The organism is Bradyrhizobium sp. SZCCHNS1022, assembly GCF_032484835.1.
Taxonomy (GTDB): Bacteria; Pseudomonadota; Alphaproteobacteria; order Rhizobiales; family Xanthobacteraceae; genus Bradyrhizobium.
Window position 1 is genome coordinate 249,417 of record NZ_JAUETT010000001.1, and the last position, 26,939, is coordinate 276,355.

23 protein-coding genes are annotated in these 26,939 nt (G+C 63.8%); 8 read left to right on the top strand and 15 right to left on the bottom strand.

Going from position 1 to position 26,939, the window contains the following annotated elements; genetic code table 11:
* The first annotated feature begins 245 nt into the window (after positions 1–245).
* Together QX071_RS01140 and QX071_RS01145 are read left to right on the top strand one after the other, a co-directional pair.
* On the top strand, positions 246–1,628 hold the full coding sequence (locus QX071_RS01140) for a PAS domain S-box protein (RefSeq protein ID WP_315702686.1): 1,383 nt from the start codon (positions 246–248) through the stop codon (positions 1,626–1,628).
* Positions 1,615–1,983, top strand: a complete 369-nt coding sequence (locus tag QX071_RS01145) for a response regulator (protein ID WP_315702685.1) — start codon at positions 1,615–1,617, stop codon at positions 1,981–1,983. Before QX071_RS01140 ends, QX071_RS01145 begins: the two co-directional genes overlap by 14 nt.
* 6 nt (positions 1,984–1,989) lie before the next feature.
* Here the strand turns inward: QX071_RS01145 and QX071_RS01150 are convergent, their stop codons facing one another.
* The 7 genes from QX071_RS01150 to QX071_RS01180 all read right to left on the bottom strand — a co-directional run bounded on the left by QX071_RS01150 (position 1,990) and on the right by QX071_RS01180 (position 10,773).
* The gene (locus QX071_RS01150; protein ID WP_315728335.1) at positions 1,990–3,951 is read right to left on the bottom strand and encodes an acetyl-CoA carboxylase biotin carboxylase subunit; all 1,962 of its coding nucleotides are present in this window, start codon (positions 3,949–3,951) and stop codon (positions 1,990–1,992) included.
* A 14-nt stretch (positions 3,952–3,965) separates the two neighbouring features.
* Positions 3,966–5,582: an acyl-CoA carboxylase subunit beta gene (locus tag QX071_RS01155; RefSeq protein ID WP_315702684.1), complete on the bottom strand. Its 1,617-nt coding sequence runs from the start codon at positions 5,580–5,582 to the stop codon at positions 3,966–3,968.
* Between the two features lie 158 nt (positions 5,583–5,740).
* Positions 5,741–6,607: a 3-keto-5-aminohexanoate cleavage protein gene (locus QX071_RS01160; RefSeq protein WP_315702683.1), complete on the bottom strand. Its 867-nt coding sequence runs from the start codon at positions 6,605–6,607 to the stop codon at positions 5,741–5,743.
* Positions 6,608–6,720: 113 nt separating this feature from the next.
* Positions 6,721–7,524: a helix-turn-helix domain-containing protein gene (locus tag QX071_RS01165; RefSeq protein WP_315702682.1), complete on the bottom strand. Its 804-nt coding sequence runs from the start codon at positions 7,522–7,524 to the stop codon at positions 6,721–6,723.
* A gap of 163 nt (positions 7,525–7,687) precedes the next feature.
* Entirely contained in the window at positions 7,688–8,344 is a 657-nt protein-coding gene (locus QX071_RS01170) for a glutathione S-transferase family protein (RefSeq protein ID WP_315702681.1), read from the bottom strand.
* Complete coding sequence (locus tag QX071_RS01175) at positions 8,344–9,513, bottom strand: acyl-CoA dehydrogenase family protein (protein WP_315702680.1); 1,170 nt, start codon at positions 9,511–9,513, stop codon at positions 8,344–8,346. The genes QX071_RS01170 and QX071_RS01175 overlap by 1 nt, the downstream gene beginning before the upstream one ends.
* Positions 9,514–9,636: 123 nt before the next feature.
* Complete coding sequence (locus QX071_RS01180; protein ID WP_315702679.1) at positions 9,637–10,773, bottom strand: acyl-CoA dehydrogenase family protein; 1,137 nt, start codon at positions 10,771–10,773, stop codon at positions 9,637–9,639.
* Between the two features lie 297 nt (positions 10,774–11,070).
* Here QX071_RS01180 and QX071_RS01185 point away from each other — a divergent pair, with 297 nt between their 5' ends.
* On the top strand, positions 11,071–12,621 hold the full coding sequence (locus QX071_RS01185; RefSeq protein ID WP_315702678.1) for a long-chain fatty acid--CoA ligase: 1,551 nt from the start codon (positions 11,071–11,073) through the stop codon (positions 12,619–12,621).
* A gap of 69 nt (positions 12,622–12,690) precedes the next feature.
* Positions 12,691–13,923 (top strand): ABC transporter substrate-binding protein, encoded by a 1,233-nt coding sequence (locus QX071_RS01190; protein ID WP_315702677.1) that lies wholly within the window; start codon positions 12,691–12,693, stop codon positions 13,921–13,923.
* A gap of 78 nt (positions 13,924–14,001) precedes the next feature.
* On the opposite strand, the gene QX071_RS01195 is transcribed toward QX071_RS01190, so the two are convergent.
* Positions 14,002–14,769 carry a helix-turn-helix transcriptional regulator gene (locus tag QX071_RS01195; protein ID WP_315702676.1) on the bottom strand — a complete coding sequence of 256 codons (768 nt, stop codon included), beginning with the start codon at positions 14,767–14,769 and terminating at the stop codon, positions 14,002–14,004.
* Between the two features lie 201 nt (positions 14,770–14,970).
* Here QX071_RS01195 and QX071_RS01200 point away from each other — a divergent pair, with 201 nt between their 5' ends.
* The 4 genes from QX071_RS01200 (at position 14,971) to QX071_RS01215 (ending at position 19,706) form a co-directional block, all read left to right on the top strand.
* Positions 14,971–17,250 (top strand): marine proteobacterial sortase target protein, encoded by a 2,280-nt coding sequence (locus QX071_RS01200; protein ID WP_315702675.1) that lies wholly within the window; start codon positions 14,971–14,973, stop codon positions 17,248–17,250.
* 127 nt (positions 17,251–17,377) lie between these two features.
* Entirely contained in the window at positions 17,378–17,944 is a 567-nt protein-coding gene (locus QX071_RS01205) for a class GN sortase (protein ID WP_315702674.1), read from the top strand.
* 117 nt (positions 17,945–18,061) lie between these two features.
* Entirely contained in the window at positions 18,062–18,778 is a 717-nt protein-coding gene (locus QX071_RS01210) for a DUF1614 domain-containing protein (RefSeq protein WP_315702673.1), read from the top strand.
* Positions 18,779–18,869: 91 nt separating this feature from the next.
* Positions 18,870–19,706 carry an MlaD family protein gene (locus tag QX071_RS01215; protein ID WP_315702672.1) on the top strand — a complete coding sequence of 279 codons (837 nt, stop codon included), beginning with the start codon at positions 18,870–18,872 and terminating at the stop codon, positions 19,704–19,706.
* 241 nt (positions 19,707–19,947) lie between these two features.
* On the opposite strand, the gene QX071_RS01220 is transcribed toward QX071_RS01215, so the two are convergent.
* From QX071_RS01220 to urtA, 7 genes are all read right to left on the bottom strand, one after another.
* The gene (locus QX071_RS01220) at positions 19,948–20,289 is read right to left on the bottom strand and encodes a zinc ribbon domain-containing protein (protein ID WP_315702671.1); all 342 of its coding nucleotides are present in this window, start codon (positions 20,287–20,289) and stop codon (positions 19,948–19,950) included.
* 104 nt (positions 20,290–20,393) lie between these two features.
* Complete coding sequence (fmdA, locus tag QX071_RS01225; protein ID WP_315702670.1) at positions 20,394–21,623, bottom strand: formamidase; 1,230 nt, start codon at positions 21,621–21,623, stop codon at positions 20,394–20,396.
* Between the two features lie 49 nt (positions 21,624–21,672).
* Positions 21,673–22,362 (bottom strand): urea ABC transporter ATP-binding subunit UrtE, encoded by a 690-nt coding sequence (gene urtE, locus QX071_RS01230; RefSeq protein WP_315702669.1) that lies wholly within the window; start codon positions 22,360–22,362, stop codon positions 21,673–21,675.
* Positions 22,363–22,552: 190 nt separating this feature from the next.
* Positions 22,553–23,308: an urea ABC transporter ATP-binding protein UrtD gene (gene urtD, locus QX071_RS01235; protein WP_315702668.1), complete on the bottom strand. Its 756-nt coding sequence runs from the start codon at positions 23,306–23,308 to the stop codon at positions 22,553–22,555.
* 11 nt (positions 23,309–23,319) lie between these two features.
* On the bottom strand, positions 23,320–24,456 hold the full coding sequence (gene urtC, locus QX071_RS01240) for an urea ABC transporter permease subunit UrtC (RefSeq protein WP_315702667.1): 1,137 nt from the start codon (positions 24,454–24,456) through the stop codon (positions 23,320–23,322).
* Positions 24,457–24,493: 37 nt separating this feature from the next.
* Positions 24,494–25,420 (bottom strand): urea ABC transporter permease subunit UrtB, encoded by a 927-nt coding sequence (urtB, locus tag QX071_RS01245; RefSeq protein ID WP_315702666.1) that lies wholly within the window; start codon positions 25,418–25,420, stop codon positions 24,494–24,496.
* 219 nt (positions 25,421–25,639) lie between these two features.
* A complete protein-coding gene (gene urtA, locus QX071_RS01250) occupies positions 25,640–26,902 on the bottom strand; it encodes an urea ABC transporter substrate-binding protein (protein WP_315702665.1) in 1,263 nt (420 codons plus the stop codon).
* Positions 26,903–26,939 lie beyond the last annotated feature (37 nt).

Consider the following 26,939-nt stretch of genomic DNA (forward strand, 5'->3'; position numbering starts at 1 on the left):
ACTGCAAATTCAAAGCCGTACTGGATTCAAGGATTTGCTCGTGCTCTCCGATTCCAAGTTCGCCGACGAGAGTACCGCGACATTCGTGCGAACTTCGGAAGCGGAGCACTGGGCAATGCTCGCTGCTGAAAATTAACGATCAACGATCCGGACGGGACGCAGCACCTTGCATTTGAGTACAAATGAGTTGTTACTGTCGATTGCGGGATCCGCTTCGTTCCGCCGTCCATCAAGGAGCCTGCGACGTGCTCGGTAAGCCCGGCGCCCCGTCCGCATTGTTCGTTCCCGACGAGGTTGCCGCCTATCTGGCCGCCATTGTGAACTCGTCGGCCGAGGCCATTATCGGCGCTACACTCGACGGCAAGATCAGAACCTGGAACCTGGCCTGCGAACGGCTGTTCGGCCGCTCCGCAGCCGACATGATCGGACGGCCTGCGTCCGATATCGTACCGCAAGAATTGCTGGCCGAAGACAAGGCGATCCGTGCCCGCGTCGAGAACGGCGAGTCGATCGAGGGTTTCGAGACCGTTCGGCTGACCAAGGATGGCCGCCCGATCGAAGTCGCGATCACGCTCTCGCCGATTCGCGAGGCGACCGGCGCGATCATTGGGATATCCAGCATCATCCGCGACATCAGTCGCGCCAAGCAGGCCGAGCGCGGCGCTGCAATGCTGGCGGCCATCGTTGCCTCCTCCTCGGACGGCGTCGTCAGCAAGACGCTGGAAGGCGTCGTGACCAGCTGGAACAAAAGCGCCGAACGCATTTTCGGTTATCCGGAAGCCGAGATGCTGAATCAGTCGATCCGCCGCATCATTCCGCCGGAGCGCCAGGCCGAGGAAGACCGCATTCTGGCCACCATCGTCGCCGGCGAGGTGATCGACAGTTTCGAGACCGTCCGCTTGCGGAAAGATGGGTCCCCGATCGAGGTCTCGGTGACCGTATCCCCGGTGCGCGATCCGACCGGGCGTATCATCGGCGCGTCAAAGATCGTTCGCGACATCAGCGAAAGGCGGCAGACGCAGCGGCAGCTTCAGATTCTGCTCGCCGAGGTCAACCATCGCAGCAAGAACCTGCTGTCGCTGGTGCAGGCGATTGCAAGGCAGATGACGCGCCATGGCCAGCAGCTCGATCTCGAACGCTTCCTCGAACGTCTGCAGGCGATCGCGAGCAACCAGGATCTCCTGATCCAGAACGATTGGCGTTTCATTCCGTTGAACGACCTGATCCGCTCGCAGCTTCGTACCTTCAGCGACGTCATCGGAAGCCGCATTTCGGTCAAAGGTCCGCATGTCGAGCTGACTCCGGAAGCCGCGCAATCGATTGGCATGGCCGTCCACGAACTTGCCACCAATGCCGCCAAATATGGTGCTCTCTCCAATGATGAGGGCTGCATCGACGTGAGCTGGAGCTGCAACGACGCAACCTTCCGCATGAGCTGGAACGAGACGGGAGGCCCAACCGTGTCGCCGCCGGCGCGCGCAGGGTTCGGCAGCAGGGTCATTTCCGACATGGTGAGGCTGAGCCTGGACGGCACCGTCGATGTGCTATTCCCGCCCGCAGGGCTGCAGTGGCGGCTCACCTGTCAACTGGAGCGCGTCAGCTGTGGCGAGCCAGATGCACCTCGATGACCGCCCCCGTATCCTGATCGTCGAGGACGATCCGCTGATCGGCTTCGATCTTGCGGTCGAGTTGGAGCATGCCGGATACACCATCGTCGGCGTGGCGCCGACCGTCGCCAAGGCGCTGACGTTGTTCGAGCAGCATGGCTGCGACGTCGCCATCCTCGATGTCAATCTCGGGCGCGAAACCTCGGCGCCGTTCGCGAGCACGCTGGCAGCCGCGCACGTGCCGTTCATCGGGGTGACCGGTTATCTGGTCGATCAATGCCCGCCTGAATTCTCCAGCGTACCGCTGCTTTCAAAGCCGTTTCAGACCAAGCGCCTCGTAGCAGAGCTCAGACGGCAGCTGTCTGCGCAGGGGTGATCAGGCTCACGACAGCGCCGCGATTTCGACCAGGATGCGCCCTGTCGTCACCTGCTCGCCCTCGGCAACTTGGATCGCGCCAACCGTGCCGCCGATTCCGGACGCGTGGACATGTTCCATCTTCATGGCCTCGAGCGTCAGCACCGGCTGGCCGGCGGTGACGCGCTCGCCGGGCCGGACCAAGACGGCGACGACCCGGCCGTTCATCGCAGCGCGCACCTTGCCGTCACCGCTCGCGCCGGCTGCTGATTGCGGCGCGGCAAGGCTGACATCGCGGACCGTCATCGCTGCCGTGCGGTGGTGCAGATACAGCCGCTCGTCCTCGCGAATGAAAATTGCACTGTCCATCACGCCGCCGCTACGGAAGCGAATGAGATCGCGGCGGAGCTCCTCGACCTCGAAGCGATGCGCCTCGCCGTCGCACGTGACCACATAGCCGCCGTCGCGGTCGCGCAGGAGCTCGCAATCCTGCATCCTGCCATCGAGCTCGAAACGCAGCGGCGTCGGAAAAGGCGCGGCCAGCGAACGGCCGGTGCGCCACGCGCGCGCGCAAGCATGGCTCAAATGGAGCAGCAGCGCGGCCAAGGCGAGATCGGCGGACCGTGCTGCGCGCGCCAGCAACTCGGTCCGGTGCGTGCCGATGAAGGCGGTGGTGGCAGCTCCGCGCGCGAAAACCGGATGACGCAGGCAGGCCATCAGGAATGAGCGGTTGGTGGTGATACCTAACGCGGTCGCCTGCTCCAGGCCGCAGATCAGCTTCGCTCGTGCCTCATCGCGCGTTGCACCGTGGCTGATCAATTTGGCGATCATCGAGTCGTAATAAGGCGAGATCTCCGTGCCCGACTGCAGCGCGTGCTCCACGCGAACGTTCTCAGGCATTCGCCACAGCGCCATCCGGCCCGACTGCGGCATGAAATCGCGATCGGCATCTTCGGCGCAGAGCCGGACCTCGATGGCGTGTCCGGAAAAGCGCACATCCTCCTGGCGCAGCGGCAGCGGCTCGCCCGCCGCAACGCGCAGCTGCAATTCAACCAGGTCGAGCCCGGTGATCGCCTCGGTCACGGGATGCTCGACTTGCAGGCGCGTGTTCATCTCCATGAAATAGAACTGGCCGTCCGAATCCAGCAGGAATTCGAGCGTGCCAGCGCCCTCGTAGCCGAGCGCCTTTACCGCTTGAACCGCGACCTCGCCCATCCGCACTCGCAATTCGGGACTGACCGCCGGCGAAGGCGCCTCCTCGATCAGCTTCTGATGCCGCCGCTGCACCGAGCAATCGCGCTCGCCGAGATGGATCGCATTGCCATAGCGGTCGCCGAACACCTGGATCTCGATGTGGCGCGGATTGTCGATGGCCTTTTCCAGGATCACGGTGTCGTCGCCGAAGGCGGCTGCCGCTTCCGAACGCGCGTTGCGCAACATGTCGGGGAATGCCGCGGCATCCGCAACCAGCCGCATGCCGCGGCCGCCGCCGCCGGCCACCGCCTTGATCATGACGGGGAAACCGATCCGCTTCGCCTCCGCCAGCATGGTGCCAGCGCGCTGGTCCTCGCCCTGATAGCCCGCCACGCAAGGCACGCCGGCCGCCTGCATGATCGCCTTCGCGCCGGCCTTGTTGCCCATCGATCTGATCGCGTCGGCCGACGGGCCGATCAGCACGAGGCCCGCCCGCCTGCAGGCGTCCGCGAAGACCGCATTCTCTGCGAGAAAGCCATAGCCGGGATGCACGGCATCGGCACCGGTTGCTTTCGCAGCGGCGATGATGGCGTCGATATTCAGGTAGGACTGCGCCGGCGGCGCGTCACCGATGCGCACGGCCTGATCGGCCTCGCGCACATGCAGCGCGTCGCGGTCCGCATCCGAATAGACCGCGACTACGCCGAGCCCATGCCGCCGTGCGCTACGCATGATGCGCAGGGCGATCTCGCCACGATTGGCGATCAGGACCTTATGAAACGGTGTGCGCGACATCGTCTTCTCTTCGCTCATGGCCGTGCCACCGAAAACTGCATGGCTTGCGGGCTGCGCGCATCACCTTCGCGGCAGGTCGCGAGAACCTCGGCGAGCACGGCGCGGGTGTCGCGCGGATCGATCACGCCATCGTCGAGCACACGTGCCGATGTCGCGAACACGTCCATCTGGCTGTCGAACACGCCGACGATCTGCGCCTTCAACGCATCCAGCTTCTCCTTCTCGACCGGCTTGCCGCGCCGCGCCGCCGCCGCTTCCGTGACGATCGCCATCGTCTCCGCCGCCTGCTCCCCGCCCATCACAGCCGTCCTCGCATTTGGCCAGGAGAAGCAGAAACGCGGATGAAAGCCCCAGCCGCACATACCGTAATTGCCGGCGCCGAACGAGGCGCCGCAATAGACGGTGATCTGCGGCACGGTCGCGGAGGTCACCGCCTGGATCATCTTGGAGCCGTGCTTGATCATGCCGGCTTCCTCATAGGCGCGGCCGACGATGTAGCCGGTGGTGTTGTTGAGATAGAGAATGGGCGTGCGGCTCTGGCAGCAGGCCTGGATGAAATGGGTGGCCTTGTTGGCGCCGGCGGGATCGAGCGGGCCGTTGTTGGTGATGATCCCGATCGCCTGGCCTTCGATGCGGGCGTGGCCGCACACGGTCGCGGGACCATAGTTCGGCGCCATCTCGACGAAATCGGAATCGTCGACGATGCGCGCGATCACCTGGCGCATGTCGACCGGGCGCTTGTGATCCATCGGCATGATGCCGAGCAGTTCCTCCTGGTCGTAGCGTGGTGGCCTGAACTGTGCAGCCTCGCGCGGGGGCAGCTCCCATGGCAAAGCGGCCATGATCTCGCGCGCGATGCGCAGCGCGTCGCGATCGTCTTCGGCCAGGTAATCACCAAGGCCCGAAATCGAGGTGTGCATCTCGGCGCCGCCGAGCTCCTCCTCGGTCGCGATCTCGCCGGTGGCGGCTTTCAGCAGCGGCGGCCCTGCGAGGAACGCGCGGGTGCGGCCGCGCACCATGACGATGTAGTCGGACAGGCCGGTCTGATAGGCGCCACCGGCCGTCGACGAGCCGTGCGTGACCGTGACGACGGGAAGCCCGGCCGCAGACAGCCGCGCGAGGTTTCGAAAGATATTGCCGCCGCGGATGAAATCCTCGACGCGGTAGCGCAACAGATTGGCGCCGGCGCTTTCGACCAACTGCACATAGGGCAATTTGTTCTCGAGCGCGAGCTCCTGCACCCGCAAGGTCTTGTCGAGGCCAAAGGGCTGCAGCGCGCCGGCATCGATGCCGGAATCATTGGCCGAGACCATGCAGCGCACACCCGAGACGAAGCCGATGCCCGCGATCACGCCGCCGCCGGGCACGCTCTTGGCCGCATCCGGCACGTCGAACATGTAGCCGGCAAGGGTCGACAATTCCAGGAACGGCGCGCCGGGATCGAGCACCAGCGCGACACGCTCGCGCGGCAGAAGCTGGCCGCGCCCATGGAAGCGCTCCTTCGCGGCGGCAGAAGCCTGGCGCGTGCGTTCTTCCAGCGAACGCAGCCGCGCGAGCAGCGCCAGCATGCCGTCGCGATTGGCCTGGAACGCGGCGCCCGTGGGCGAAATGGTGTTTTCGATGGTGGCCATACCTGGTCGCAAATGCCCTATGAGTAACGACGTCATTGCGAGGAGCGAAGCGACGAAGCAATCCAGCCTTCCTTCTTAGCCCTGGATTGCTTCGCGGAGCCTGTCACCGGCGGCGCTTCGCGCGGACCGGGTGGCTCGCAATGACGCCGCACGGATTGTCAATTCACCGTCCCAAAAACCTGCCGCGCTTCCGCCGGGGTCGCGATCTCGCGGCCCGCGCGGCGGGCCAGAGCCGCGATCGCCTCGATCAGCTGGCCATTCGACGTCACCTTGCTGCCGTCGGCGAGATAGAACGCGTCCTCAAGACCGGTGCGCAGGTGGCCGCCGAGCTCGGCGCAGCGCTGATGCAAAGGCCATATCTCGGCGCGGCCGATCGCGGTGACCTGCCAATGCGCCTCCGGCCGCTTCAACTTGAGCAGGATCGGCAACAGCTCGGGATCGGCCGGCATGCCGGAGGCCACGCCCATGACAAAGTTATATTCGAGCGGCCCCGAATACATGCCGGTCTGGTAGTACATGCCGACACAGCGCACGATGCCGACGTCGAAGCACTCGAATTCGGGGATCGTGTTCGCGTCTTTCATCGCGTCGAGATAATCCTGAATCTTCTCGACCGAATTGTCGAACATCATCGGCGGCCAGGCCCAACTGTCGTCGGCCTTCACCTTCAGATAGTTCAGCGAGCCGGCATTGCAGGCCGCGATCTCGGGCCGCGTTTCGCGGATGCAGGCGAGCGCGCCCTGATAATGCGGCCCCGAAACTCCCGATGTATGGTTGATGATGACGCCGGGACAGGCCTCGCGGATCGCCTGCTGGATGTCGCGCGAGACGCTGACCTCCCAGGACGGCAGATGGCCTTTGCCCGGCGCCTGCTGGCGCAGATGGATGTGCATGATGCTGGCGCCGGCCTCGAACGCGCGCCTGGCCTCGGCCGCCATCTCTTCCGGCGTGACCGGCACATGATGCTGCTTGGGATCAGTGAGCACGCCGTTCAGCGCGCAGGTGATAACGGCTTTGTCGCTCATGCCATGCCTTGAATGATGCTCGACGGCCGCAATCCGCGACCGCCCGCATCATGCGAAGGCGGCTACATTGCTGCTTGCGTCAACGCGCTAGCATCCAGCTTCCGAAGTTGGCCTCATATCGCGGCCAGATCGGCTGCGACCTCGCCGCTGCGGTAGATCGCAAGATCACGCGAGCCGGAAAAGATCGCGCGCGGCTTCAAGCCGTAGAAGCGCCGGATCGAATGGCTGAAATGGGTGGAATCGGGATAGCCGATCTCCTGCGCGAGATGGGCGAGGTTCAGATCCTGATTGGCAAAATTGAGCAGATGCCGCGCGCGCTTCCAGGCACGGAACGCGCGGAAGGAGATGTCAGTCTCCTCCTTGAACAAATGCAGGAAACGCGAGGTCGACAGGCCAACCGCCGCGGCGCAGCTTTCGGCGGTGGCGGCCTCACCCGAGAAACGATTGATCAGCGCGATCGCCTTCACCACACGCGGATCGAGCGTCCGCTGCGGCAGAGCTTCACCGAAAAAGAGACGATCGAACGCGGCGCTGGACACATCACCGCTCAGCGGACGCGCCACCAATTCTTCATAGGCGGTGCGGATGCGACCGGCATACGCCGCGGCATCCTTCGCAATCCAGTTCGCCAACCGATCGAGCGTGCCGACCGGGACGCTCTCCGGCTCGATCGTGACGATGATGACGGTGCGGTAGTCACTCTCCATCGTGTGCTGCTGGTTCGGCGGCACCACCAGAAGCTCGCCCTGCCGCGGCTCGGCACCCTCGGGGATCAGCCGCAAACTGCCGCTGAGCGCGACATAAACGTGAAAGGCCCCGGAGCAGCGCTGGCGCGGGCGGCCGAGCAGCCCGGCATAAAAGACGCGCTCCGGCGTGATCAGCATCAAATGGCCGGACTCCCGGCGGGTCAAATCCATGGCATTCCTCCTGAGGCACGGCTCTCCGGCCGCTTCGGTTGGAAAGACCATAGCGCAAATCACGCGGTAGTCACCGGCACGACACCTCAAATTTCGCGGCGGTTAATCGTCCCGGTCGACGGTTGCTCAACGCACGCAGTCCCGGAATCATGAACCCCGGCATTCATAGCCTGATCCGCGACGGCACACCTTGCACGATCCCCGCGCGCCGTTCGGCCTCGCGGGCCCGCTGGTATCCATCACGTGCCTGCAACCGCCTCCAATAGGCCGCGACATTCGGGCCGAAATCCCCGGCGAGGCCGATGCTCTCGGCAAGGCGCAAGGCGTAGCCGATCACGATGTCGGCGGCGGTAAAGCGGTCCGCGCACAAGGTTTCAGCATTGCCCGTGGCTGCCTCGACGGCGCGCAGGCGGCCCAGGAACCATTTGGCATAATCGGCCGCGACCTGCGGAGACCGCCGCTCCTCCGGCTCGAGTTGGCTGTAACGCAGCACCAGCGTCTGAGGAAAGGTGAGCGTCGCGTCGGAAAAATACATCCAGTTCAGGAACGCGCCGTAGGCCGGCTCGTCGGGGGCGACCATCAGCGGTGTCGGTCCATATTTCACCCCGAGATAATGGCAGATGCCGGAGGACTCGGTCATCCTGGTCTCGCCGTCGATCATCAGGGGAATGGTGCCGAGCGGGTTGAGCGCCAGATAATCCTTGGCCAGCACCCGCGGCGGGAACGGCAGCATCTTCAACTCGTAAGGGAGACCGAGCTCTTCCAGCATCCACAGCGGGCGAAAGGAGCGTGCGCCCTCGCAATGATAGAGCGCGATCATCAGGCGGCTCCCTTTTTCGTAAGGCCCGGCAGCGTGCCCATCATCTTGCAGAGGATGGTCAGCATCACCTCGTCGGCGCCGCCGCCGATCGACGTGAGCCGCGTATCGCGATAGGCGCGGCTGACCGGCGTCTCGTTCATGAAGCCCATGCCACCCCAATATTGCAGGCAGGCGTCGGTGAGCTCGCGCCCGAGCCGGCCGGCCTTCAGCTTCGCCATGGTGGCGAGCCGCGTTACGTCCTCACCCGCGATCAGCGCCTCCGCGGCCCGATAGGTCAGCGCGCGCAACAGTTCCACCTCGGTCTGCATCTCCGCGAGCTTGAAGTGAACGACCTGGTTGTCGAGGATGCTGCGGCCGAAGGCCTTGCGGTTGCGTGTGTAGTCGATGGTCTCGTTGATGATGAACTCGTGCGCCTTGAGGCAGGCCGCTGCCGCCCACAGCCGCTCCTCCTGGAACTGCAGCATCTGATAGGTGAAGCCCTCGCCCTCTTCGCCAACTCGGTTGCGCTTCGGCACGCGCACGTCGTCGAAGAAGATCTGCGCGGTGTCGGATGAGCGCATGCCCATCTTGTCGAGCTTGCGCGCGACCTGCACGCGCTTGCTCTTCATCGGCACGCAGATCAGCGACTTGTTGCGATGGGGCGGGCCATCACTGGTGTTGGCGAGCAGACAGATGAAATCCGCCTGCGCGCCGTTGGTGATCCACATCTTGCCGCCGTTGATGACGTAGTCGTCGCCATCCGAGCGCGCGGCCGTCTTGATCGAGGCCACATCCGAACCTGCACCCGGCTCGGAGACCCCGATGCAGGCAACATAGTCGCCGGAGATTGCCGGCGCCAGGAATTCCTGGCGTACCTCATCGGAGCCGAACCGCGCCAGCGCCGGCGTCGCCATGTCGGTCTGCACCCCGATCGCCATCGGGATCGCGCCGCATTTGATAGTGCCGAGCTCCTCGGCCATCATCAGCGCATAGGAATAATCGAGCCCCTGGCCGCCATATTCGACCGGCTTATTGAGCCCGAGAAAGCCGAGCGTGCCGAGCTTCTTGAACAGCTCATGCGCCGGGAAGATGCCGGCTTCTTCCCATGCGTCGACGTGAGGATTGATCTCGGCGGCGATGAATTTCTGCAAGGCTCGGCGCGGTTCGTCGTGATCGGTGGTGAAGAGCATTCTGTTTCCTCTCGTCATTCTGGGGCGCTCGCGACAGCGAGCGAACCCGGAATCTCGATGTGGTGGACTCATCTCTGGATTCCGGGTTCGCGTCTACGACGCGCCCCGGAATGACGGCTGACATCACAGTCCCATCTGGCGGCTGGCCAGATCCTTCATGATCTCCTCGGTGCCGCCGCCGATCGCGTTGACCTTGACCTCGCGATAGATGCGCTCCACCTTGACGCCGCGCATGTAGCCGGCGCCGCCGAAGATCTGGACCGCTTCCGAAGCGCAATAGGCCATGGTCTGGGTGGCCTGGTTCTTCATCATGCAGATCTCGGCCACCGGATTGTCGCCCTGTTCCAGCCGCCACGCCAGCAGTTCCAGCATCGCCTGCGATGCCGCCACGCGCTGCGCCATGTCGACCAGCTTGTGTCTGACCACCTGATGCTGGGTCAGCGGCTTGCCGAAGGTCTGCCGCTCTTTGGCATAAGCGATCGCCTCGTCCAGGCAGACGCGGGCAAACGCCGTGCAGCTCGCCGCCATGCCCATGCGCTCGCTGTTGAAGTTCTGCATGATCAGCTTGAAGCCCTGCCCCTCTTCGCCGATCAGGTTCTCAACCGGCACGCGGCACGCGTCGAAATGCAAGGTCGCGGTGTCCGACGCCCACCAGCCCATCTTGTCGAGCTTGGTGCGCGCGAGCCCAGGCGTGTCGCCTTCGATCAGGAGCAGGCTCACGCCGGCAGCGCCGGGACCGCCCGTACGCACGGCAACCGTCAGCACATCGGCCCGCATGCCCGACGTGATGAAGGTCTTCTCGCCACTGACGATGTAGTGGTCGCCCTCGCGCCTCGCCTTGGTGCGAAGATTGGCGACGTCGGATCCGCCGCTCGGCTCGGTGATGGCCAGCGCCGAAATCTTCCGCCCGGACAGGATTTCGGGCAGCACGCGGGCCTTGATGTCCGGGCGCGCCGCACGCGCGATCGGTGGCGCTCCGATCGTATGGCTCATCAGGCTGGCGCTGATGCCGCCAGCGCCGGCGCGCGCCAGTTCCTGTGAGGCCACGATCTTCATGAACTGATCGGCCGCGACGCCGCCGAACTCCTCGGGGAAGCCCAGGCCCAACAGGCCGATCTCGGATGCCTTCGCGTAGAGCGAGCGCGGAAATTCGCCGGCCTCGTCCCAAGCGTTGGCGAACGGCGCGATCTCTTTCTCGACAAAGCGCCGCATCACATCGCGAAACGCGTCGTGCTCGGCCGTGTAAAACGGGCTTGTCATGCGGGGCCTATCCGAAACGTCTGCTTCGCCTACGGCCAAGATGCGCCGGAACTGCCGGTATCCACTTGCGTCAAGTGGCTGATCTGGCAGGTCACCGCCGGGCCGTCATGGATTGGCGCTATTGCGCTGCAACCAGCAACTTGACGCAAGACAGATCGCAGCCCTGATCGGCCCACTCCGTCAAAAGCGCGCGCCGCGTGGCAGGCATTCGGTAACACACGAGGCTTGGTCGAGGCGCAGCGTTGAAAAACATCAGGGCGAGGCGGCGCCAGACCGCACGACGGAGGAGGGAATCCCGTGCCAGTACGATATTACGACTGGATTGCACATCATGCGCGGCGCACCCCGTCCAAGACGGCCATGGTCGATCTCGGCAGCAACAGGCGCTTCACCTTCGCCGAGGCCGATGCGCGGATCGCGCGACTGGCCAATCAGCTGGGAAGCCAACTCGGCGTCGGCACGGGCGATCGCGTCGCAGTTCTCGCGCTGAATTCGACCGACACGCTCGAAGTCCAATTCGCCTGCTTCCGATTGGGAGCGATCTTCGTGCCGCTCAACACGCGCCTCACGGTGCCGGAGCTGCAATTCATCGTCGGCGATGCCGCACCCAAAGTCATGATCCACGACGACGATCTCGCCGCGACCGCGCTCGCCGTCAGCGAGCTCTGCAACGTCGCTGGCACCTTGCGCTACGGCGCCGGCCATTCCTATGAGCAGGCAATTGCCTCCGCGCAGCCGCTCACGAGCTCCGAGCCGGTCACGCTCGACGACGTCTCGACCATCATGTACACGTCGGGCACCACGGGCCAGCCGAAGGGGGCAATGATCACCCACGGCATGACGTTCTACAACTGCGTCAATCTCGGCGGCATCGCCCGTATCATGCCATCGTCCGTGTTGCTGACCGTGCTGCCCCTGTTTCACACCGGCGGCCTGAACTGCTACACCAATATCGTGCTGCATGCCGGCGGCACCGTCATGATCATGCGCGCCTTCGATCCCGGATTGGCGCTGCAATTGATCAGCGATCCGGCTGTTGGCATCAACGTCTTCTTCGGCGTGCCCTCGATCTATCAATTCATGGCGCAGCACCCGGCATTCGAGACCGCCGATTTCAGCCGACTCGTGATCGGCGGCGTCGGAGGCGCGCCGATGCCGGTCCCCTTGCTGAACACCTGGGAGGGCCGCGGCGTGGCGCTACAGCAGGGCTACGGCATGACGGAGACGTCGCCGGCCGTGCTCGCCCTCGACCGCGAGGACGCCGCGCGGAAGGCCGGCTCCGCAGGCAAGCCGGTGCTGCACACGGAGGTCCGCATCGTGCGGCCCGACGGCAGCGATGCCGAGATCGGCGAGCTCGGAGAATTGTGGGTGCGCGGCCCGAATGTCACGCCCGGCTATTGGAACAGGTCGGACGCCAACCGATCATCCTTCACCGATGGCTGGCTGCACACCGGCGATGCGACGCGGATCGACGAGGACGGCTTCTACTACATCGTCGACCGCTGGAAGGACATGTACATCTCCGGCGGCGAGAACGTGTATCCGGCGGAAGTGGAAAACGTGTTGCATCAACTGAACGCCGTCGCCGAGGCTGCCGTGATCGGCATTGCCGACCCGCAATGGGGCGAAACGGGAATGGCGATCATCGCGGTGAAGCCAGGCCGCACGTTGAGCGAAGCCGAGGTCCACGCGCATTGTCAGGCCAATCTTGCCCGCTTCAAATGTCCGCGTACCGTTCGCTTCGTCGAAGCGCTGCCGCGCAACGCCACCGGCAAGATCCACAAGCCGACATTGCGCCAGACCTTCTCGACGGCCTCGGCGGTCGACCTCGTCCAGGAAGCATCGTAAGTTTGCTACTGAAGCCCATACGCTCCGGAATGCCCAATATAAGAATCATCACAAGAGGAAGCCCAGGGAATGCCGTCCATTACCGCCAGGACTCTGCTCTCGTTTGCGGCCGCAGCTGCGTTCACGGTACTCGCGAGCCAGGCTGCGCTCGCACAGAAGAAATACGATCCGGGGGTCACCGACACTGAGATCAAGATCGGCAATGTCGAAGCCTATAGCGGCCCGGCGTCGGCCTATGGCGCGATCGGCAAGACCGAAGAAGCCTATTTCAAGATGATCAACGATCAAGGCGGCATCAACGGCCGCAAGATCAACTTCATCTCCTATGACGACGGCTACAGCCCGCCGAAGACGGTCGAACAGGTCCGCAAGCTGATCGAGAGCGACGAAGTGTTCCTGGTTTTCAACGCGCTGGGCACACCGACGCAGAGCGCCGTGCAGAAGTATCACAACGCCAAGAAGGTCCCGCAGCTGTTCGTGGCGACCGGCGCCAGCAAGTGGAACGACCCGAAGGACTTCCCCTGGACGATGGGCTTCCAGCCGAGCTACCGGGTCGAGGCGCGGATCTTCGCCAAATATATCCTGAAGGCCAAGCCCGATGCGAAGGTGGCGATCTTCTATGCCAATGACGATTTCGGCAAGGACTACGTCGCCGGCATCAAGGACGTGTTCGGCGACAGGGCCAAGAGCCTGATCGTGGCCGAAGAGAGCTACGAGACCACCGAGCCTTCGATCGACTCCCACATCGTCAAGCTCAAGGGCACCGGCGCCGACGTCTTCGTCAACATCGCCACCCCGAAATTCGCGGCGCAGGCGATCAAGAAGATCGCCGAGCTCGAGTGGAAGCCGATGCAGATCATGACCGACGTGTCGATCTCGATCGGCGCGGTGATGAAGCCGGCCGGGCTGGAGGCTTCCGAAGGCGTGCTGTCGGCGCAATACATGAAAGACGCCTCGGATCCGCAGTGGAAGGACGATGAGGGCATGAAGAAATTCATGACCTTCGTCGACAAATACATGCCGGGCGCCAACATTTCCGATTCGAACCTCGTCTATGGCTATTCGGCTGCGCAGACCATGGTGCAGGTGCTGAAGCAGTGCGGCGACAATCTCACCCGCGAAAACGTGATGAAGCAGGCCGCGAGCCTGAAGGATTTCGCGCCTGATACGTTGATCCCGGGTATCACGATCAACACCAGTGCAACCGACTTTGCCCCGATCGAGCAGCTCAAGATGATGCAGTTCAAGGGCGGCAAGTGGGACTTCTTCGGCGACATCATCAGCGCCGATCTGGAGCGATAGGTCCGCCGCCACATTGGTGATCACCCCCTGCCCTTGCCGGAGAGGGTGATCACCCGCGGTGTGTCGACAGCGCTCTGCTCAGGATACTCCCGGCGCGAACAGCGCAAACGGCTCCTCGATCGTCTTGCGCAAGTGCTCGCGATAAAGCGCATAGTTCGGATCGGCGGGGGCGATGCGGCCCAGATTCGGCTCCGGCACCGACCTGACCGGCAACAGCGCGATCGGCGCCGCGATCGGGGTCAACAGCGAACCTCGGCCCGCGAGCAAGGTCGTGATGATGCCGTACATCTCGCCGGTGATGGTCGGACGCGACACCGTGATCAGCCGGTGCTGGCCGTGCCGATTCGTGACCAGATAGATGAAGCCGGACTGGTTGGGCACTGCGACCTCGCCGAACTGGGTGAACGCCGCATCCAGCCGCGCGCCTTCACGAAACACCAGTGACGAGGCCGCCTCGTCCCAGGCGATGTCGGTGCGATAGGCGTAGATCGCCTCCTTGTCGCCGAAGGACGGGCGCAAGGTCACGTAAGTGCCTTCGATCCATTCGACCGCACGGCGCGAATAGGAGCCGAGGCCATCCGGCGCAATCCCGCTTGCGATCGGCGCAGCCACCGGCGCGCTTGGCACCTTACGCAAGGGAACGCCGAGCGCCTGTTCCAGCCGCACGATTGTGGCCAGCGTGAACGGCCGGCGGCCGCCCAGCGCCTTCTCCAAGGTCGAGAGGCTGATCTTGGCCTGCTCGGCCAGCGTCTGGCGCGACACGCGCCGGCGTGCGATCTCCTCGCGGATCAAGTCCGCGACCTGGCGGCTCTGCTCGTCGGATAATTCGCTCTCCGGTATCGACATCCTGCCCCCTGCTCCGCGGCGCCGTCCTTTGTAGCAGACGGACATTGCCGGACAAACCCGCACAAAGCCGCCAACGACCCGGTCCGCACGGGACCGGCGAGACGGACCGCGGCCGAACAAGGCCGATCATTCTGCTCGCGACGTCAGGCGCTTGCCCACAGTCTCGCACGCACGGATTTGTTTCGTACGGGGAGCGACGAGATGACGATCGACGACAGAATTGATGGCGACACGATCTGCAGGTCTCACCCGGTCCTGCGGCGGATCGGAGCGGTGCTGCTGTTCCTGCTGGTGCAGGCCGCAGCCGTGCTGCTGGTCGGACTGACGGCGCTGCTTCTGAGTTTCGAACCCGGCTGGTCAGCCGAAGGGCCGATGGCGCCGCAGTCCAAGCCCGGCGAGGCCCGATCCGGCTCGCTCCTGTTCAAAACCGATGACGGCTACAGCGACGCGCCCCGGCTCGGCATCGATGTCGACATCACGGTGTCCGGGCCGACCGCACGTGCTCGCGTCACCCAGCTCTTCCGCAATCCGACCGACCATTGGATAGAGGCGGTCTATGTCTACCCGCTGCCGGCGGGCAGCGCGGTCGACACGCTGAAGATGGTGGTCGGCGACCGCGTCGTGATCGGCGACATCAAGGAACGCGAGCAGGCCAAGGTGATCTACGAGCAAGCCAAGCGCGACGGCAAGACCGCCGCGCTCACCGAACAGGAGCGACCGAACATCTTCACCAACTCACTCGCCAATATCGGACCGGGCGAGACGGTGCTGGTGCAGATCGAATATCAGGAGCCGGTCGCGCAGAACGGCACCGAGTTCTCGTTGCGCGTGCCGCTCGTGGTCGGACCGCGCTACAATCCGGCGCCGATCGTGCAGAGCGTCGAACTGCGCCCGGGCGGCAATGGCTGGGGCGCGGCGAGCAACGATCCGGTGCCGGATCGCGACCGCATCACGCCGCCGGTGCTCGATCCCGCCGAGAACGCGCCGGTGAATCCGACCCGCATCACCGTTCGCCTGCAAGCCGGCTTTCCGCTCGGCGACGTCAAGAGCCAGCATCATCAGGTCAGGATCGAGAGTCCGGATGCGAACACGCGCCTCATCACGCTGGCCGACGGCGTGGTGCCGGCGGACCGCGATTTCGAGCTGACCTGGAAGCCTGCGGCAGAGACGGCTCCGTCCGTCGGGCTGTTCCGCGAGCATGTCGGCGATGCCGACTATCTGCTCGCCTTCGTCACCCCGCCGGCAGTCGCCTCGACATCGCAACAACCGCTGCCGCGTGAGGTGATCTTCGTGATCGACAATTCCGGCTCGATGGGCGGCACATCGATCCAGCAGGCCAAGGCCAGCCTGCTCTATGCGCTCGGGCGGCTGCAGCCCACCGACCGCTTCAACGTGATCCGCTTCGACGACACGATGACCGTGCTGTTTCCGGCGTCGGTGCCGGCCGATCCTGAGCATGTCGGCCGCGCCGCAAGTTTCGTGAGCGGGCTCGATGCGCGCGGCGGCACCGAGATGGTGCCGGCGATGCGGGCCGCGCTGACCGACGACGGCAGCGAGACCGATCATGTACGTCAGGTCATCTTCCTCACCGATGGCGCCATCGGCAACGAGCAGCAATTGTTCGAGACCATCAGCGCGATGCGCGGCCGCTCCCGCATCTTCATGGTCGGCATCGGCTCAGCACCGAACACGTATCTGATGACCCGCGCCGCCGAACTCGGGCGCGGCGCCTTCACCCATATCGGCTCGGTCGATCAGGTCGAGGAGCGCATGCGCGGCCTGTTCGCGAAGCTGGAAAATCCCGCGGTGATCGGTCTTGTCGCCAGCTTCTCGAACGCATCTGCCGACCTTACGCCCGCGATCATTCCCGACCTCTATCGTGACGAGCCGCTGGTGCTGGCCGCCAAGCTCGACAAGCTCGAGGGCTCGCTGCAGATCAAGGGCCGAATCGGCGATCGTCCCTGGACGGTGACCCTGCCGCTGGCCGATGCAGCCGAAGGCAAGGGCCTTTCCAAGCTGTGGGCGCGGCGCAAGATCAGCGACGCGGAGGTGGCGCGCACCACGCGGCAGATCACGCCTGACGAGGCCGACAAGACCATCCTGAAGCTCGCGCTGGAGCATCAGCTGGTGACGCGCTTGACCAGCCTCGTCGCCGTCGACCGGACGCCGCGTCGTCCTGCCGGTGAACCGCTGAAGCTGAGCGGGCTGCCGATCAACCTTCCCGCCGGCTGGGATTTCGACAAGGTGTTTGGCGAGCGCATGCGCGCGCCAGCCGCGCCGGCCGAACGTCGCGCCCAGGCCGATGGCAATGTGCAGGTCGCGGCATTGAAGCGGCCGACCGTGCCGCCCCCGGCGCCGAACACGATCACGCTGCCGAAGACGGCGACGGATGCGGAGCTCAGCATGATGCTCGGCGCGGGGCTGTTAATGCTGAGCCTGGCAATGTGGGGCTTTGCCCGGCGACGCGCAGCTATCACCTGAAGCGACTGTCTGGCCCCACCTCACGTTCAGTCGTCATTGCGAGGAGCGAAGCGACGAAACAATCCAGAGTCGCGCACGAAGCTCTGGATTGCTTCGCTTCGCTCGCAATGACGCAAAGGGACCTCGTATGCTCCGCCTCATTCCCTTGTTCTTCGCCGTGATCGGCATCGCCCTTTTTGGCCATGGCGCTTACATCCATGCCAAGGCGCTTTTCGCCCAGGTGTTGCTGGAACGCGCCTTTGCCGAGACCGTGACGACGGGCCGGCCGATCAAGCCGTGGTCCTGGGCTGATACCTATCCGGTGGCCCGCATCGACGTGAAACGAATTCATGCCAGCGCGCTCGCGCTCGCGGGTTCAAGCGGTCAGGCACTCGCCTTCGGCCCAGGGCATGTGGAGCTGACTGCCGAGCCCGGCGAGCGCGGTGTGGCCGTCTATGCCGCGCATCGCGATACGCATTTCCGTTTCCTTCGCGATGTGCGAATCGGCGATGAGATCGATGTGACCCGGAGCGACGGCAAGATGTTTCGCTATCGTGCCGATTCGACAGATGTCGTACGATTCGATGCGAGCGGCATCGATCCTGCAAGCAGCGGTCACGCGTTGATCCTATCGACCTGCTGGCCGTTCGACGCCGTTCGCTCGGGACCGGAGCGGTATGTCCTGCATGCGACCATGATCGCCCCGGGCGAGTGACCGCGCCCCTCCGCCACGCGTTGGGAAAGAAGGCGGATATTGGCATTTGTCATCCGGCCGGCGCCGTGAGATGCTGGTTCCATATACGGCGCATCGCGACGACAGTCTTCAGAGCTCATGCATTCGGAAGCCCAATATCTGCCGATCACGCCCGGACTGTTCGCCGTCCTGGTGCTGGTGTTCGGCATCCTCATCATCCTGATCCAGCTCCGTATCCTGCGCTATGCCTATATGAAGCTCGGGATCAGCTCAGGCGCGGCGATGCTGCTCTTGTTCGGCTCGCTGATCGGCAGCTATTTCAACATCCCGCTCACTGTGCTGCCGACCCAAGAAGTGCGGTCCGGCGAGATCATCGATTTCTTCGGTATGCAATATGTCGTGCCGCTGGTGCATCAGTGGCCGGGCACGGTGCTCGCAGTGAACGTCGGCGGCGCGGTGATTCCGACCATCATGTCGACCTATCTCGTGCTGCGCTATCAGCTCTGGCTGCGCGCGGCGATCGCCGTGATCGCGATCGCCATCATCATCCATGCCATGGCAACGCCGGTCCGTGGCGTCGGCATCGCTGTGCCGGTATTCGCCCCCGTCGTGGTCACCGCGATCCTCGCCTTCCTGCTGTCGCGCGACTATGCCGCGCCGCTTGCCTATATCGGCGGCTCGATGGGGACGCTGATCGGCGCCGACCTGATGAATCTCGACAGGATCGGCAGCCTGGGCGCCCCGGTGGCCTCGATCGGCGGTGCGGGAACTTTCGACGGCATCTTCCTGACCGGCATTCTTGCCGTGCTGCTCGCCGGCATCGCCGCTCCATCGCGCCCGGGGCTGGCACGATGAGGCGCTGCGGCGCCAAGCTTTCCAGCAGCCCGCTTCGTCGCTAAAGTCACCGCCGGATCATCGGCGTTCGTCCGCCGCCACGATGGGCATCATGCGCGCAACCAACCTCATCATCGGCACCCTGACGCTTGCGGCCGTCGCCGCAGGCATCGGCGGCACGTTGATCACGCAGAAGCTGCGCATGGCCCAGCAGCGCAGCCCGTTGCGTGTGGTGTTCGACGGCGGCTCGGCCTCCGGCCTGCGCAAGGGTGGCCCGGTCAATTTCGACGGCGTTCAGGCCGGGCAGATCGTGTCGGTGACGCTGGAGAGCCCGCGCAAGGTCGTGGCTCTGGTGCTGCTCGACAAGAGCGCGCCGATCCGCAAGGACACCACCGCCGGCATCGAATTCCAGGGACTGACCGGGATCGCGGCCGTCTCCCTGGTTGGCGGCGCGCCGACCGCGCCTCCGGTGCCTCTGGACAAGGATGGCATCCCGGTCCTCACGGCCGACTTGAAAGACCAGGAAACGATGGTCGAGACGGTGCATAACGTCGACAAATTCATCGTCAGCAATGAGCCGGCCGTGAAGGACGCGCTGCAGACGTTCGAGTCGGAGACCGCCTCGTTGAAGGAGAAGAGTGACGCGATCGACGCTGCCATCGACAAGGCCGAGGATGCCTTCAGGGGCTTCGACAAGCTCGTGACCCGGATCGATGATGCGATCCCAGGCTTCGGCCATGGCGATGCGCATGACCTGACCGAGCGGCTGAAATCCGTCCGCGAGTTGGCCGACGACTTCAGGCAGAAATCAGCAAGGCTGATGGAAGACAGCAGAAAGTCCCTGTCTGACGTCAGCGAGAGCGCCAATGCGATGAGCGCCAAGCTCGGCGCAGCGTCGCCCACGGCGCCAGCGCCTGGACCGCGGCGGATGCCTGCGAGGCGGCACTAGGCACAATCGCCCAGCCTCATTCCACTGTCGTCCCGGGCAAGCCTGGCAACGCGCAGCGTTGTCGGGCGCCGACCCGGGACCCATAGAGACCATCATGTGGCAGCACGCTGGAGCACAGCCCGCCCCGCAACACCCGCCTGTGGTTATGGATCCCCGCTTTCGTGGGGACGACACCGCAGTTGTGGCTGTGATCGTGGATCTTGCCAACCGAGGACCACAGCCGAGTTTCTCTTCACCGATCTCAATGGCTGATCATCCACGGCCGCGCGGTCGGAAACCCCTTGGCGCCGCTCCTGGACTTCGTCATTAGCCGGGCCGGCTTCTTCGGCGAGCAGCAGCCGCAGCCTGCGCCGTGCTTGGCCTTGTATTCGGCAACCGTCTGCGGCGCGTGCCGGCTGCGCTCGTTGGTCGCATGCGCCGTACGCCGCTCCGCCGGCATGCAGGCAAAGGCCGGCGCGGTGAGGATCACGCGCGGCGCCATGTCGGAACATTGCGGACAGGCCTGCGGATCATCGCATTCCGCCATCGGACGCATGTCAGTGAACGGACCGCAGGCATCACAGAGATATTCGTAGACCGGCATCGTCGTCTCGTCCCGTTCTATTGATGTTCGATTCAAGGACATTCGAAGTGGATGCGGGGCAGCCAAAGGGACTGTCCCGCATCCTTGTCGCCCAGGGAGGAGACTTATTTGTCCGGCGAGATCGGCATCTGGATGTCGCCAGTGATGTGCTTCACGGGGCCTGCGGCTGACGGCATCACGTCGAAGTCGAAGATCTCGGTCGGCAGCCACAGCGTGGCGCAGGCGTTGGGCACATCGACCACGCCCGAGATGTGGCCCTGCACCGGCGCCGTACCGAGGATCGAATAGGCCTGGGCGCCGGAGTAGCCGAACTTCTTCAGATACTCGATCGCGTTGAGGCAGGCCTGGCGGTAGGCGATGTATACATCGAGATAGTGCTGCTGGCCGGCCTCATCGACCGAGATGCCCTCGAAGATCAGGTAATCGCGGTAGTTCGGCGTGATCGGCGACGGCTTGAAGATCGGGTTCTTGATGCCGTATTTCGACACACCGTCCTTGATGACGTCGACCTTGATGTGCAGCCAGCCGGCCATCTCGATGGCGCCGCAGAAGGTGATCTCGCCGTCACCCTGGCTGAAGTGCAGATCGCCCATCGAGAGGCCGCCGCCCGGCACATAGACCGGAAAGTAGATCTTCGAGCCGCGCGACAGGTCCTTGATGTCGCAATTGCCGCCATGCTCGCGCGGCGGCACGGTGCGGGCGCCTTCTGCGCCGATCTTAGCCTTGACGTCACCGGTGGCCTTTCCGGCATGGGCCGTCGGCGCGAACGGCGGATTGGCGAGACCCGGTACGCGGGTCGGGTTGGTCGCGATCAGTGCGGTCTCGCGCTCGTTCCAGGTCGACAGTAGTTTCGGATCGGGCAGGCAGCCGATCAGGCCGGGATGAATCAGGCCGGCGAAATTCACGCCCGGCACGTGCCGCGACGACGTGAACATGCCCTTGATGTCCCAGATCGACTTCTGCGCCAGCGGGAAATGATCGGTCAGGAAGCCGCCGCCATTTTGCTTCGAGAAGAAGCCATTGAAGCCCCACAGGCTTTCCTTCAAGGGCCCGACGTCGAGCAGGTCGACGACCAGCAAATCTCCGGGCTCGGCGCCCTTGACGCCGATCGGCCCCGAGAGGAAGTGCACGATCGACAGATCGATGTCGCGGACGTCGTCGGCAGAATCGTTGTTCTTGATGAAGCCGCCGGTCCAGTCATAGGTCTCGATGATGAAGTCATCGCCGGGCTTGACCCACGCCACCATCGGAATGTCCGGGTGCCAGCGGTTGTGCACCATGTCGTTCTCGTAGGCCGATTTGGTGAGATCGACCTTGATCAGTGTCTCTGGCATCAAATGCTCCCCTTCTTACTCGCCTTGGCTGCTTGCTTGGACGGACTGGTTAGACGGACAAATATTTGGAGACCTGCGCGGCATCGACGGAGTCGCGCGGATCGTCGCGCACGATCTCGCCGTTCTCGATCACCAGCACACGGTCGGCGATGTCGAGCGCGAAGCTCAGGACCTGCTCGGAGACGACGATCGACAGTCCCTTCTGATCGCGGATGCGCTTCAAGGTGCGCGCCATCTCCTTGATGATCGACGGCTGAATGCCCTCGGTGGGCTCGTCGAGCAGCAGCACTTTCGGCTTGGTCGCGAGCGCGCGGGCAATCGCGAGCTGCTGCTGCTGGCCGCCGGAGAGATTGCCGCCGCGGCGGCCTTTCATCTCGAGCAGGACGGGAAACAGCTCATAGATGTCGCCGGGGACTTCCGACTCGCCGGAGACGACAAGGCCGGTCTCGATGTTCTCCTTCACCGTCATGGTGGAGAAGATCATGCGGCCCTGCGGCACATAGGCGAGGCCCTTGGCCACGCGCTCATAGCTCTTCAGGCCCGACAGCTCGGTGCCGTCCATGTCGATCGAGCCGCTCTTCGCGGGCAGGATGCCCATCAGCGACTTCATCAGCGTGGTCTTGCCCATGCCGTTGCGGCCCATGATCGCGACGATCTCGTTCGGCGCGACCTTGACGTTGAGGCCATGCAGCACCTCGCTCTGGCCATAGGCGACATGGAGATCGGAGATTGCGAGCATCACGCCTGCTCCTTGTTCGTTGCCAGGACGAGTTGTTTCTTCTCCCCTCCCCCTTGCGGGGAGGGGTCGGGGGTGGGGGTACCCCCCACGACGTATGCGCGCTTGGGTACCCCCCTCCCCAACCCTCCCCCGCAAGGGGGGAGGGAGCACACTGCCGCTGCCGCGCTCACGTGCCTCGATGCGTACATGCTCAATGCCCCAGATAGACTTCGACGACCTTGGGATCGTTCTTGACCTTCTCCATCGTGCCCTCGGAGAGGATCTGCCCCTGGTGCAGCACGGTGACCTTGTGCGCGATGTCCTCGACGAACTTCATGTCGTGCTCGATCACCAGCACCGAACGGTCCTTGATGATGCGGTTGAGCAACTCGGCAGTCTTGGCGCGCTCGCTGACGCTCATGCCGGCGACCGGCTCGTCCAGCATCAACAGATCCGGATTCTGGATCAGCAGCATGCCGATCTCGAGCCACTGCTTCTGGCCGTGGCTCAGCTCGTCAGCATAGGTGTCGAGACGATCCTTCAGGAAGATCATCTCGGCGACCTCCTCGACGCGTTCCTTGACCGCCGCGTCGCGCTGAAAGGTCAGCGAGCCGAACACGGTGCGGCCGCGCGGATAGGAGATCTCCAAATTCTCGAACACGGTGAGATCCTCGAACACCGACGGGGTCTGGAATTTCCGGCCCACCCCGGCCTGGACGATCTCGTTCTCCCGCAACCTCGTCAGCTCCTTGCCGCGGAACTGGATCGAGCCCGACGTCGCTTTGGTCTTGCCGCAGATCAGGTCGAGCACAGTGGTCTTGCCGGCACCGTTCGGGCCGATGATGACGCGGATCTCGTTCTCCTCGACGTACAAGGAGAGATTGTTGACCGCCTTGAATCCGTCGAAGGAGACGGTGAGCGCTTCGACCGCGAGCAGGAAATCCTTGGGCTGATGACCGATGAGCATATCGTCTCTCCTCACTCTGCCGGTGCGCCGTTGGCCACCAGGCCATTGCCGGATTTCTTGGTGCGCGAAGCCAGCAGGCGATCGATGCGCGGCTGCACATGGTCGCCCCAGATGCCCGCAAGGCCATTGGGGAAGGCGAGCACGACGGCGATGAACAGCGCGCCCAGGCCGAACAGCCACAGCTGCGGAAAAGATTCCGAAAGGCTGGTCTTGGCGAAATTGACCAGGATGGTGCCGTAGATGGCGCCGAAGATCGACATGCGACCGCCGACTGCGGTGTAGATCACCATCTCGATCGAGGGCACGATGCCGACGAAGGAGGGCGACATGAACCCGACTTCGAGCGTGAACAGCGCGCCGCCGATCGCCGCGAAAATTGCAGCAGCACAGAAAGCGAAGATCTTGAAATTGGCGACGCTGTAGCCGGAGAAGCGGACACGATCCTCCTGCTCGCGCATCGCCACCAGGATGCGCCCGAGCTTGGTCAGGCGGATGAACTGCGCCGCCATGATGCAGGCGAACAGCAGGACCACCTCGACAAAGTAGAGAATATATTTGGCGTGGTCAGTGCGGATATCCCAGCCGAGCAGCGTGCGCAGATCGGTGATGCCGTTGACGCCGCCGGTATAGCCCTGCTGGCCGATGATCAGGATGCCGAGGATCGCGGCGATCGCCTGGGTGATGATGGCGAAGTAGACGCCGCCGACCCGGCGCTTGAACATCGCCGCGCCGATGATGAAGGCGAAGAGGCCGGGCACCAGGATGATCGCGGCCAGCGTGAAAGGGAAGCTGTGAAACGGCTTCCAGAAGAACGGCAATGCAGTGAGCTGATTCCAGTCCATGAAATCGGGAATCCCCGGCGTGGACTGGATCTTGGTGTTCTCGACGCTGGATGCCTCGAGTTTGAGGAACATCGCCATGCAGTAGCCGCCGAGGCCGAAGAACACCCCCTGCCCGAGACTCAGGATGCCGCCATAGCCCCAGCACATCACGAGCCCAATCGCGACAAAGGCATAAGTGAGATATTTGGCGACCAGATTGAGCCGGAACACATCCAACGTCAGCGGCAGGATGACCACGAGCAGAAGCAGCAGCGAGACGAAGCCGATGAGTTCGGAGCGGTTGAAGAAGCGCGCGTTGATGATCATGACCGTGCTTTCTTGTTGAGGCTCGACCCTGCGCGGCCTATTTGCGGACCTTGAGAGCGAACAGGCCCTGCGGGCGCAGCATCAGGATCGCGACGATCGCGAGCAGCGTGATGACCTTGGCCATCGATCCCGACATGAAGAACTCGAGCGTCGAGTCGGTCTGCGAGATGGTGAAGGCAGATGCGATGGTGCCGAGCAGGCTGGCGGCGCCGCCGAACACGACAACGAGGAAAGTGTCGACGATATAGAGCTGGCCAGCGGTCGGCCCGGTCGAGCCGATCATGGTGAAGGCGCTTCCGGCGACGCCCGCGATGCCGCAGCCGAGACCGAAGGTGTAACGATCGACCTTTTCGGTGTTGATGCCGACCGCGCCGGCCATCACGCGGTTCTGCACGACGGCGCGCACCTGCTTGCCCCAGCGCGACCAGAACAGCACATAGGCCACTACCAGCGTGATCAGGATGGTGAGCGCCATCACGAACATGCCGTTGATCGGGATCTGGATGGAGTCGGTCGCCTGCCAGGAGCCCATCATCCACTCCGGCAGCTCGACACCGACCTCGCGGGCGCCGAACACCGAACGGTAGGCCTGCTGCAGGATCAGGCTGAGACCCCAGGTCGCGAGCAGCGTATCGAGCGGGCGCTTGTAGAGGGTGCGGATCAGAGCCCACTCGACCAGCATGCCGAGCGCACCGGATGCGATGAAGGCCAATATCATCGCGACGAAGAAATAGCCGGGAAACAATGAGGGCAGGAATTGCTGGAAGGCGTTCGACGTCATCCAGGTGACGTAGGCGCCGAGGATCATGAACTCGCCATGCGCCATGTTGATGACGCCCATCTGGCCGAAGATGATGGCGAGCCCCAGCGCCATCAGCACATAGACCGAAAACAGGATGAGTCCCGCGAAGCCCTGCATCGCGAAGATGGCCCCGAGATCACCGAGTGAGTAGTCGCCGAACATGGTCTGTCCTCTCAGGCGAAGTGCCCCCGTGCTTGGAGATCGATCTCTCTGAGGATTAGCTCTACTCCCCTCCCCCTTGCGGGGAGGGGTCGGGGGTGGGGGTCCCCAATCACAGTCTTTGCTGGGTACCCCTCTCCCCAACCCTCCCCCGCAAGGGGGAGGGAGCGCAGCTGTGTCGGCGCAACAACGTCGCGTTACCGTGCGCCGTTTGAGAGCGCCTTACTGATAGCCCTTCGGGAACGGATCGGGCTCGACCAGATCGGCGGTCTCGTAGATCAGCTCGTATTGACCGTCCGCCTTGGCGCGGCCGACACGGGTCTTCGACCACAGATGGTGGTTCTCGTGGATCCGGACATAGCCCTCTGGCGCGCCCTTGAATTCGACGCCGGGCGAGGCGGCCGCGATCTTGTCGATATCGAAGCTGCCGGCCTTCTCCACCGTCAACTTCCACAGCCAGGGTCCGAGATAGGCGGCCTGGGTCACGTCGCCGATCACGGTCTTTTCGCCCCACATCTTCTTGAACGCGGCAACGAACGCCTTGTTGTTCGGATTGTCGAGCGACTGGAAGTACTTCATGCAGGCATAGGCGCCCGCGATGTTCTCGCCGCCGATACCGTCGATCTCGTCCTCAGTGACGGAGATGGTCAGCAAGGTCTGCTTCGACATGTCGATGCCGGCCGCCTTGAGCTGCTTGTAGAAGGCGACGTTGGAACCACCGACGATGATCGCATAGATCACGTCCGGCTTGGTCAGCTTGATCTTGTTGATGACCGAGTTGAATTGCGTGTGGCCGAGCGGGAAATATTCCTCGCCGACGACCTTGCAACCCTGCAGATGGTTCTCGATGTGCTTGCGCGCGATCTTGTTCGAGGTGCGCGGCCAGATGTAGTCGGAGCCCAGCAGATAGAACGTCTTGGCGCCCTTGGTCTTGTTGACCCAATCGAGGCCGGCGATGATCTGCTGCGTCGCTTCCTGGCCGGTGTAGATGACGTTCTTGGACTGCTCGAGGCCTTCGTAGAAGGTCGGGTAATAGAGCATGCCGTTATACTGCTCGAATACCGGCAGCACCGCCTTGCGCGACGCCGAGGTCCAGCAGCCGAACACGGACGCGCATTTGTCGTTCACGAGCAGCTTCTTGGCTTTCTCGGCGAAGGTCGGCCAGTCGCTGGCGCCGTCCTCCTGGATGAACTTGATCTTGCGGCCGAGCACGCCGCCTTGCGCGTTGATCTGCTCGATCGCGAGCTTCTCGGCTTCCACCGAACCGGTCTCGGAGATCGCCATCGTGCCCGTAACCGAATGGAGGATGCCGACGGTCACCTCGCTATCAGTGACTGCGAGCCCGGTCGTATTCACCGCGGAAGTTGCAGGCACGTCGGCCAATGACGGCCGCGGCAGCATGGTAAGGGCCGGGATTGCCGCCATTCCCATCAGCAATTGGCGCCGCAGCGGCGATTTCAGGCCTCGTTCGATATCGTCTGACATGACCACCCCATTTTTCGGTTCGATGACTCTCGGGTCG

Coding starts and splice junctions, on each gene's coding strand:
- QX071_RS01170 (WP_315702681.1), bottom strand. CDS start 8,344: ATGATCGCGCTCTATCATTGCGAGGGCGCACGCTCCTTTCGCCCGCTG.
- fmdA (WP_315702670.1), bottom strand. CDS start 21,623: ATGCCAGAGACACTGATCAAGGTCGATCTCACCAAATCGGCCTACGAG.
- urtC (WP_315702667.1), bottom strand. CDS start 24,456: ATGATCATCAACGCGCGCTTCTTCAACCGCTCCGAACTCATCGGCTTC.
- QX071_RS01205 (WP_315702674.1), top strand. CDS start 17,378: ATGCTCCGCCTCATTCCCTTGTTCTTCGCCGTGATCGGCATCGCCCTT.
- QX071_RS01220 (WP_315702671.1), bottom strand. CDS start 20,289: ATGCCGGTCTACGAATATCTCTGTGATGCCTGCGGTCCGTTCACTGAC.
- urtB (WP_315702666.1), bottom strand. CDS start 25,420: ATGTTCGGCGACTACTCACTCGGTGATCTCGGGGCCATCTTCGCGATG.
- QX071_RS01145 (WP_315702685.1), top strand. CDS start 1,615: ATGCACCTCGATGACCGCCCCCGTATCCTGATCGTCGAGGACGATCCG.
- QX071_RS01160 (WP_315702683.1), bottom strand. CDS start 6,607: ATGAGCGACAAAGCCGTTATCACCTGCGCGCTGAACGGCGTGCTCACT.
- urtD (WP_315702668.1), bottom strand. CDS start 23,308: ATGCTCATCGGTCATCAGCCCAAGGATTTCCTGCTCGCGGTCGAAGCG.
- QX071_RS01195 (WP_315702676.1), bottom strand. CDS start 14,769: ATGTCGATACCGGAGAGCGAATTATCCGACGAGCAGAGCCGCCAGGTC.
- QX071_RS01200 (WP_315702675.1), top strand. CDS start 14,971: ATGACGATCGACGACAGAATTGATGGCGACACGATCTGCAGGTCTCAC.
- urtE (WP_315702669.1), bottom strand. CDS start 22,362: ATGCTCGCAATCTCCGATCTCCATGTCGCCTATGGCCAGAGCGAGGTG.
- QX071_RS01165 (WP_315702682.1), bottom strand. CDS start 7,524: ATGGATTTGACCCGCCGGGAGTCCGGCCATTTGATGCTGATCACGCCG.
- QX071_RS01210 (WP_315702673.1), top strand. CDS start 18,062: ATGCATTCGGAAGCCCAATATCTGCCGATCACGCCCGGACTGTTCGCC.
- QX071_RS01180 (WP_315702679.1), bottom strand. CDS start 10,773: ATGACAAGCCCGTTTTACACGGCCGAGCACGACGCGTTTCGCGATGTG.
- QX071_RS01155 (WP_315702684.1), bottom strand. CDS start 5,582: ATGGCCACCATCGAAAACACCATTTCGCCCACGGGCGCCGCGTTCCAG.
- urtA (WP_315702665.1), bottom strand. CDS start 26,902: ATGTCAGACGATATCGAACGAGGCCTGAAATCGCCGCTGCGGCGCCAA.
- QX071_RS01150 (WP_315728335.1), bottom strand. CDS start 3,951: ATGTCGCGCACACCGTTTCATAAGGTCCTGATCGCCAATCGTGGCGAG.
- QX071_RS01190 (WP_315702677.1), top strand. CDS start 12,691: ATGCCGTCCATTACCGCCAGGACTCTGCTCTCGTTTGCGGCCGCAGCT.
- QX071_RS01175 (WP_315702680.1), bottom strand. CDS start 9,513: ATGCTCTTCACCACCGATCACGACGAACCGCGCCGAGCCTTGCAGAAA.
- QX071_RS01215 (WP_315702672.1), top strand. CDS start 18,870: ATGCGCGCAACCAACCTCATCATCGGCACCCTGACGCTTGCGGCCGTC.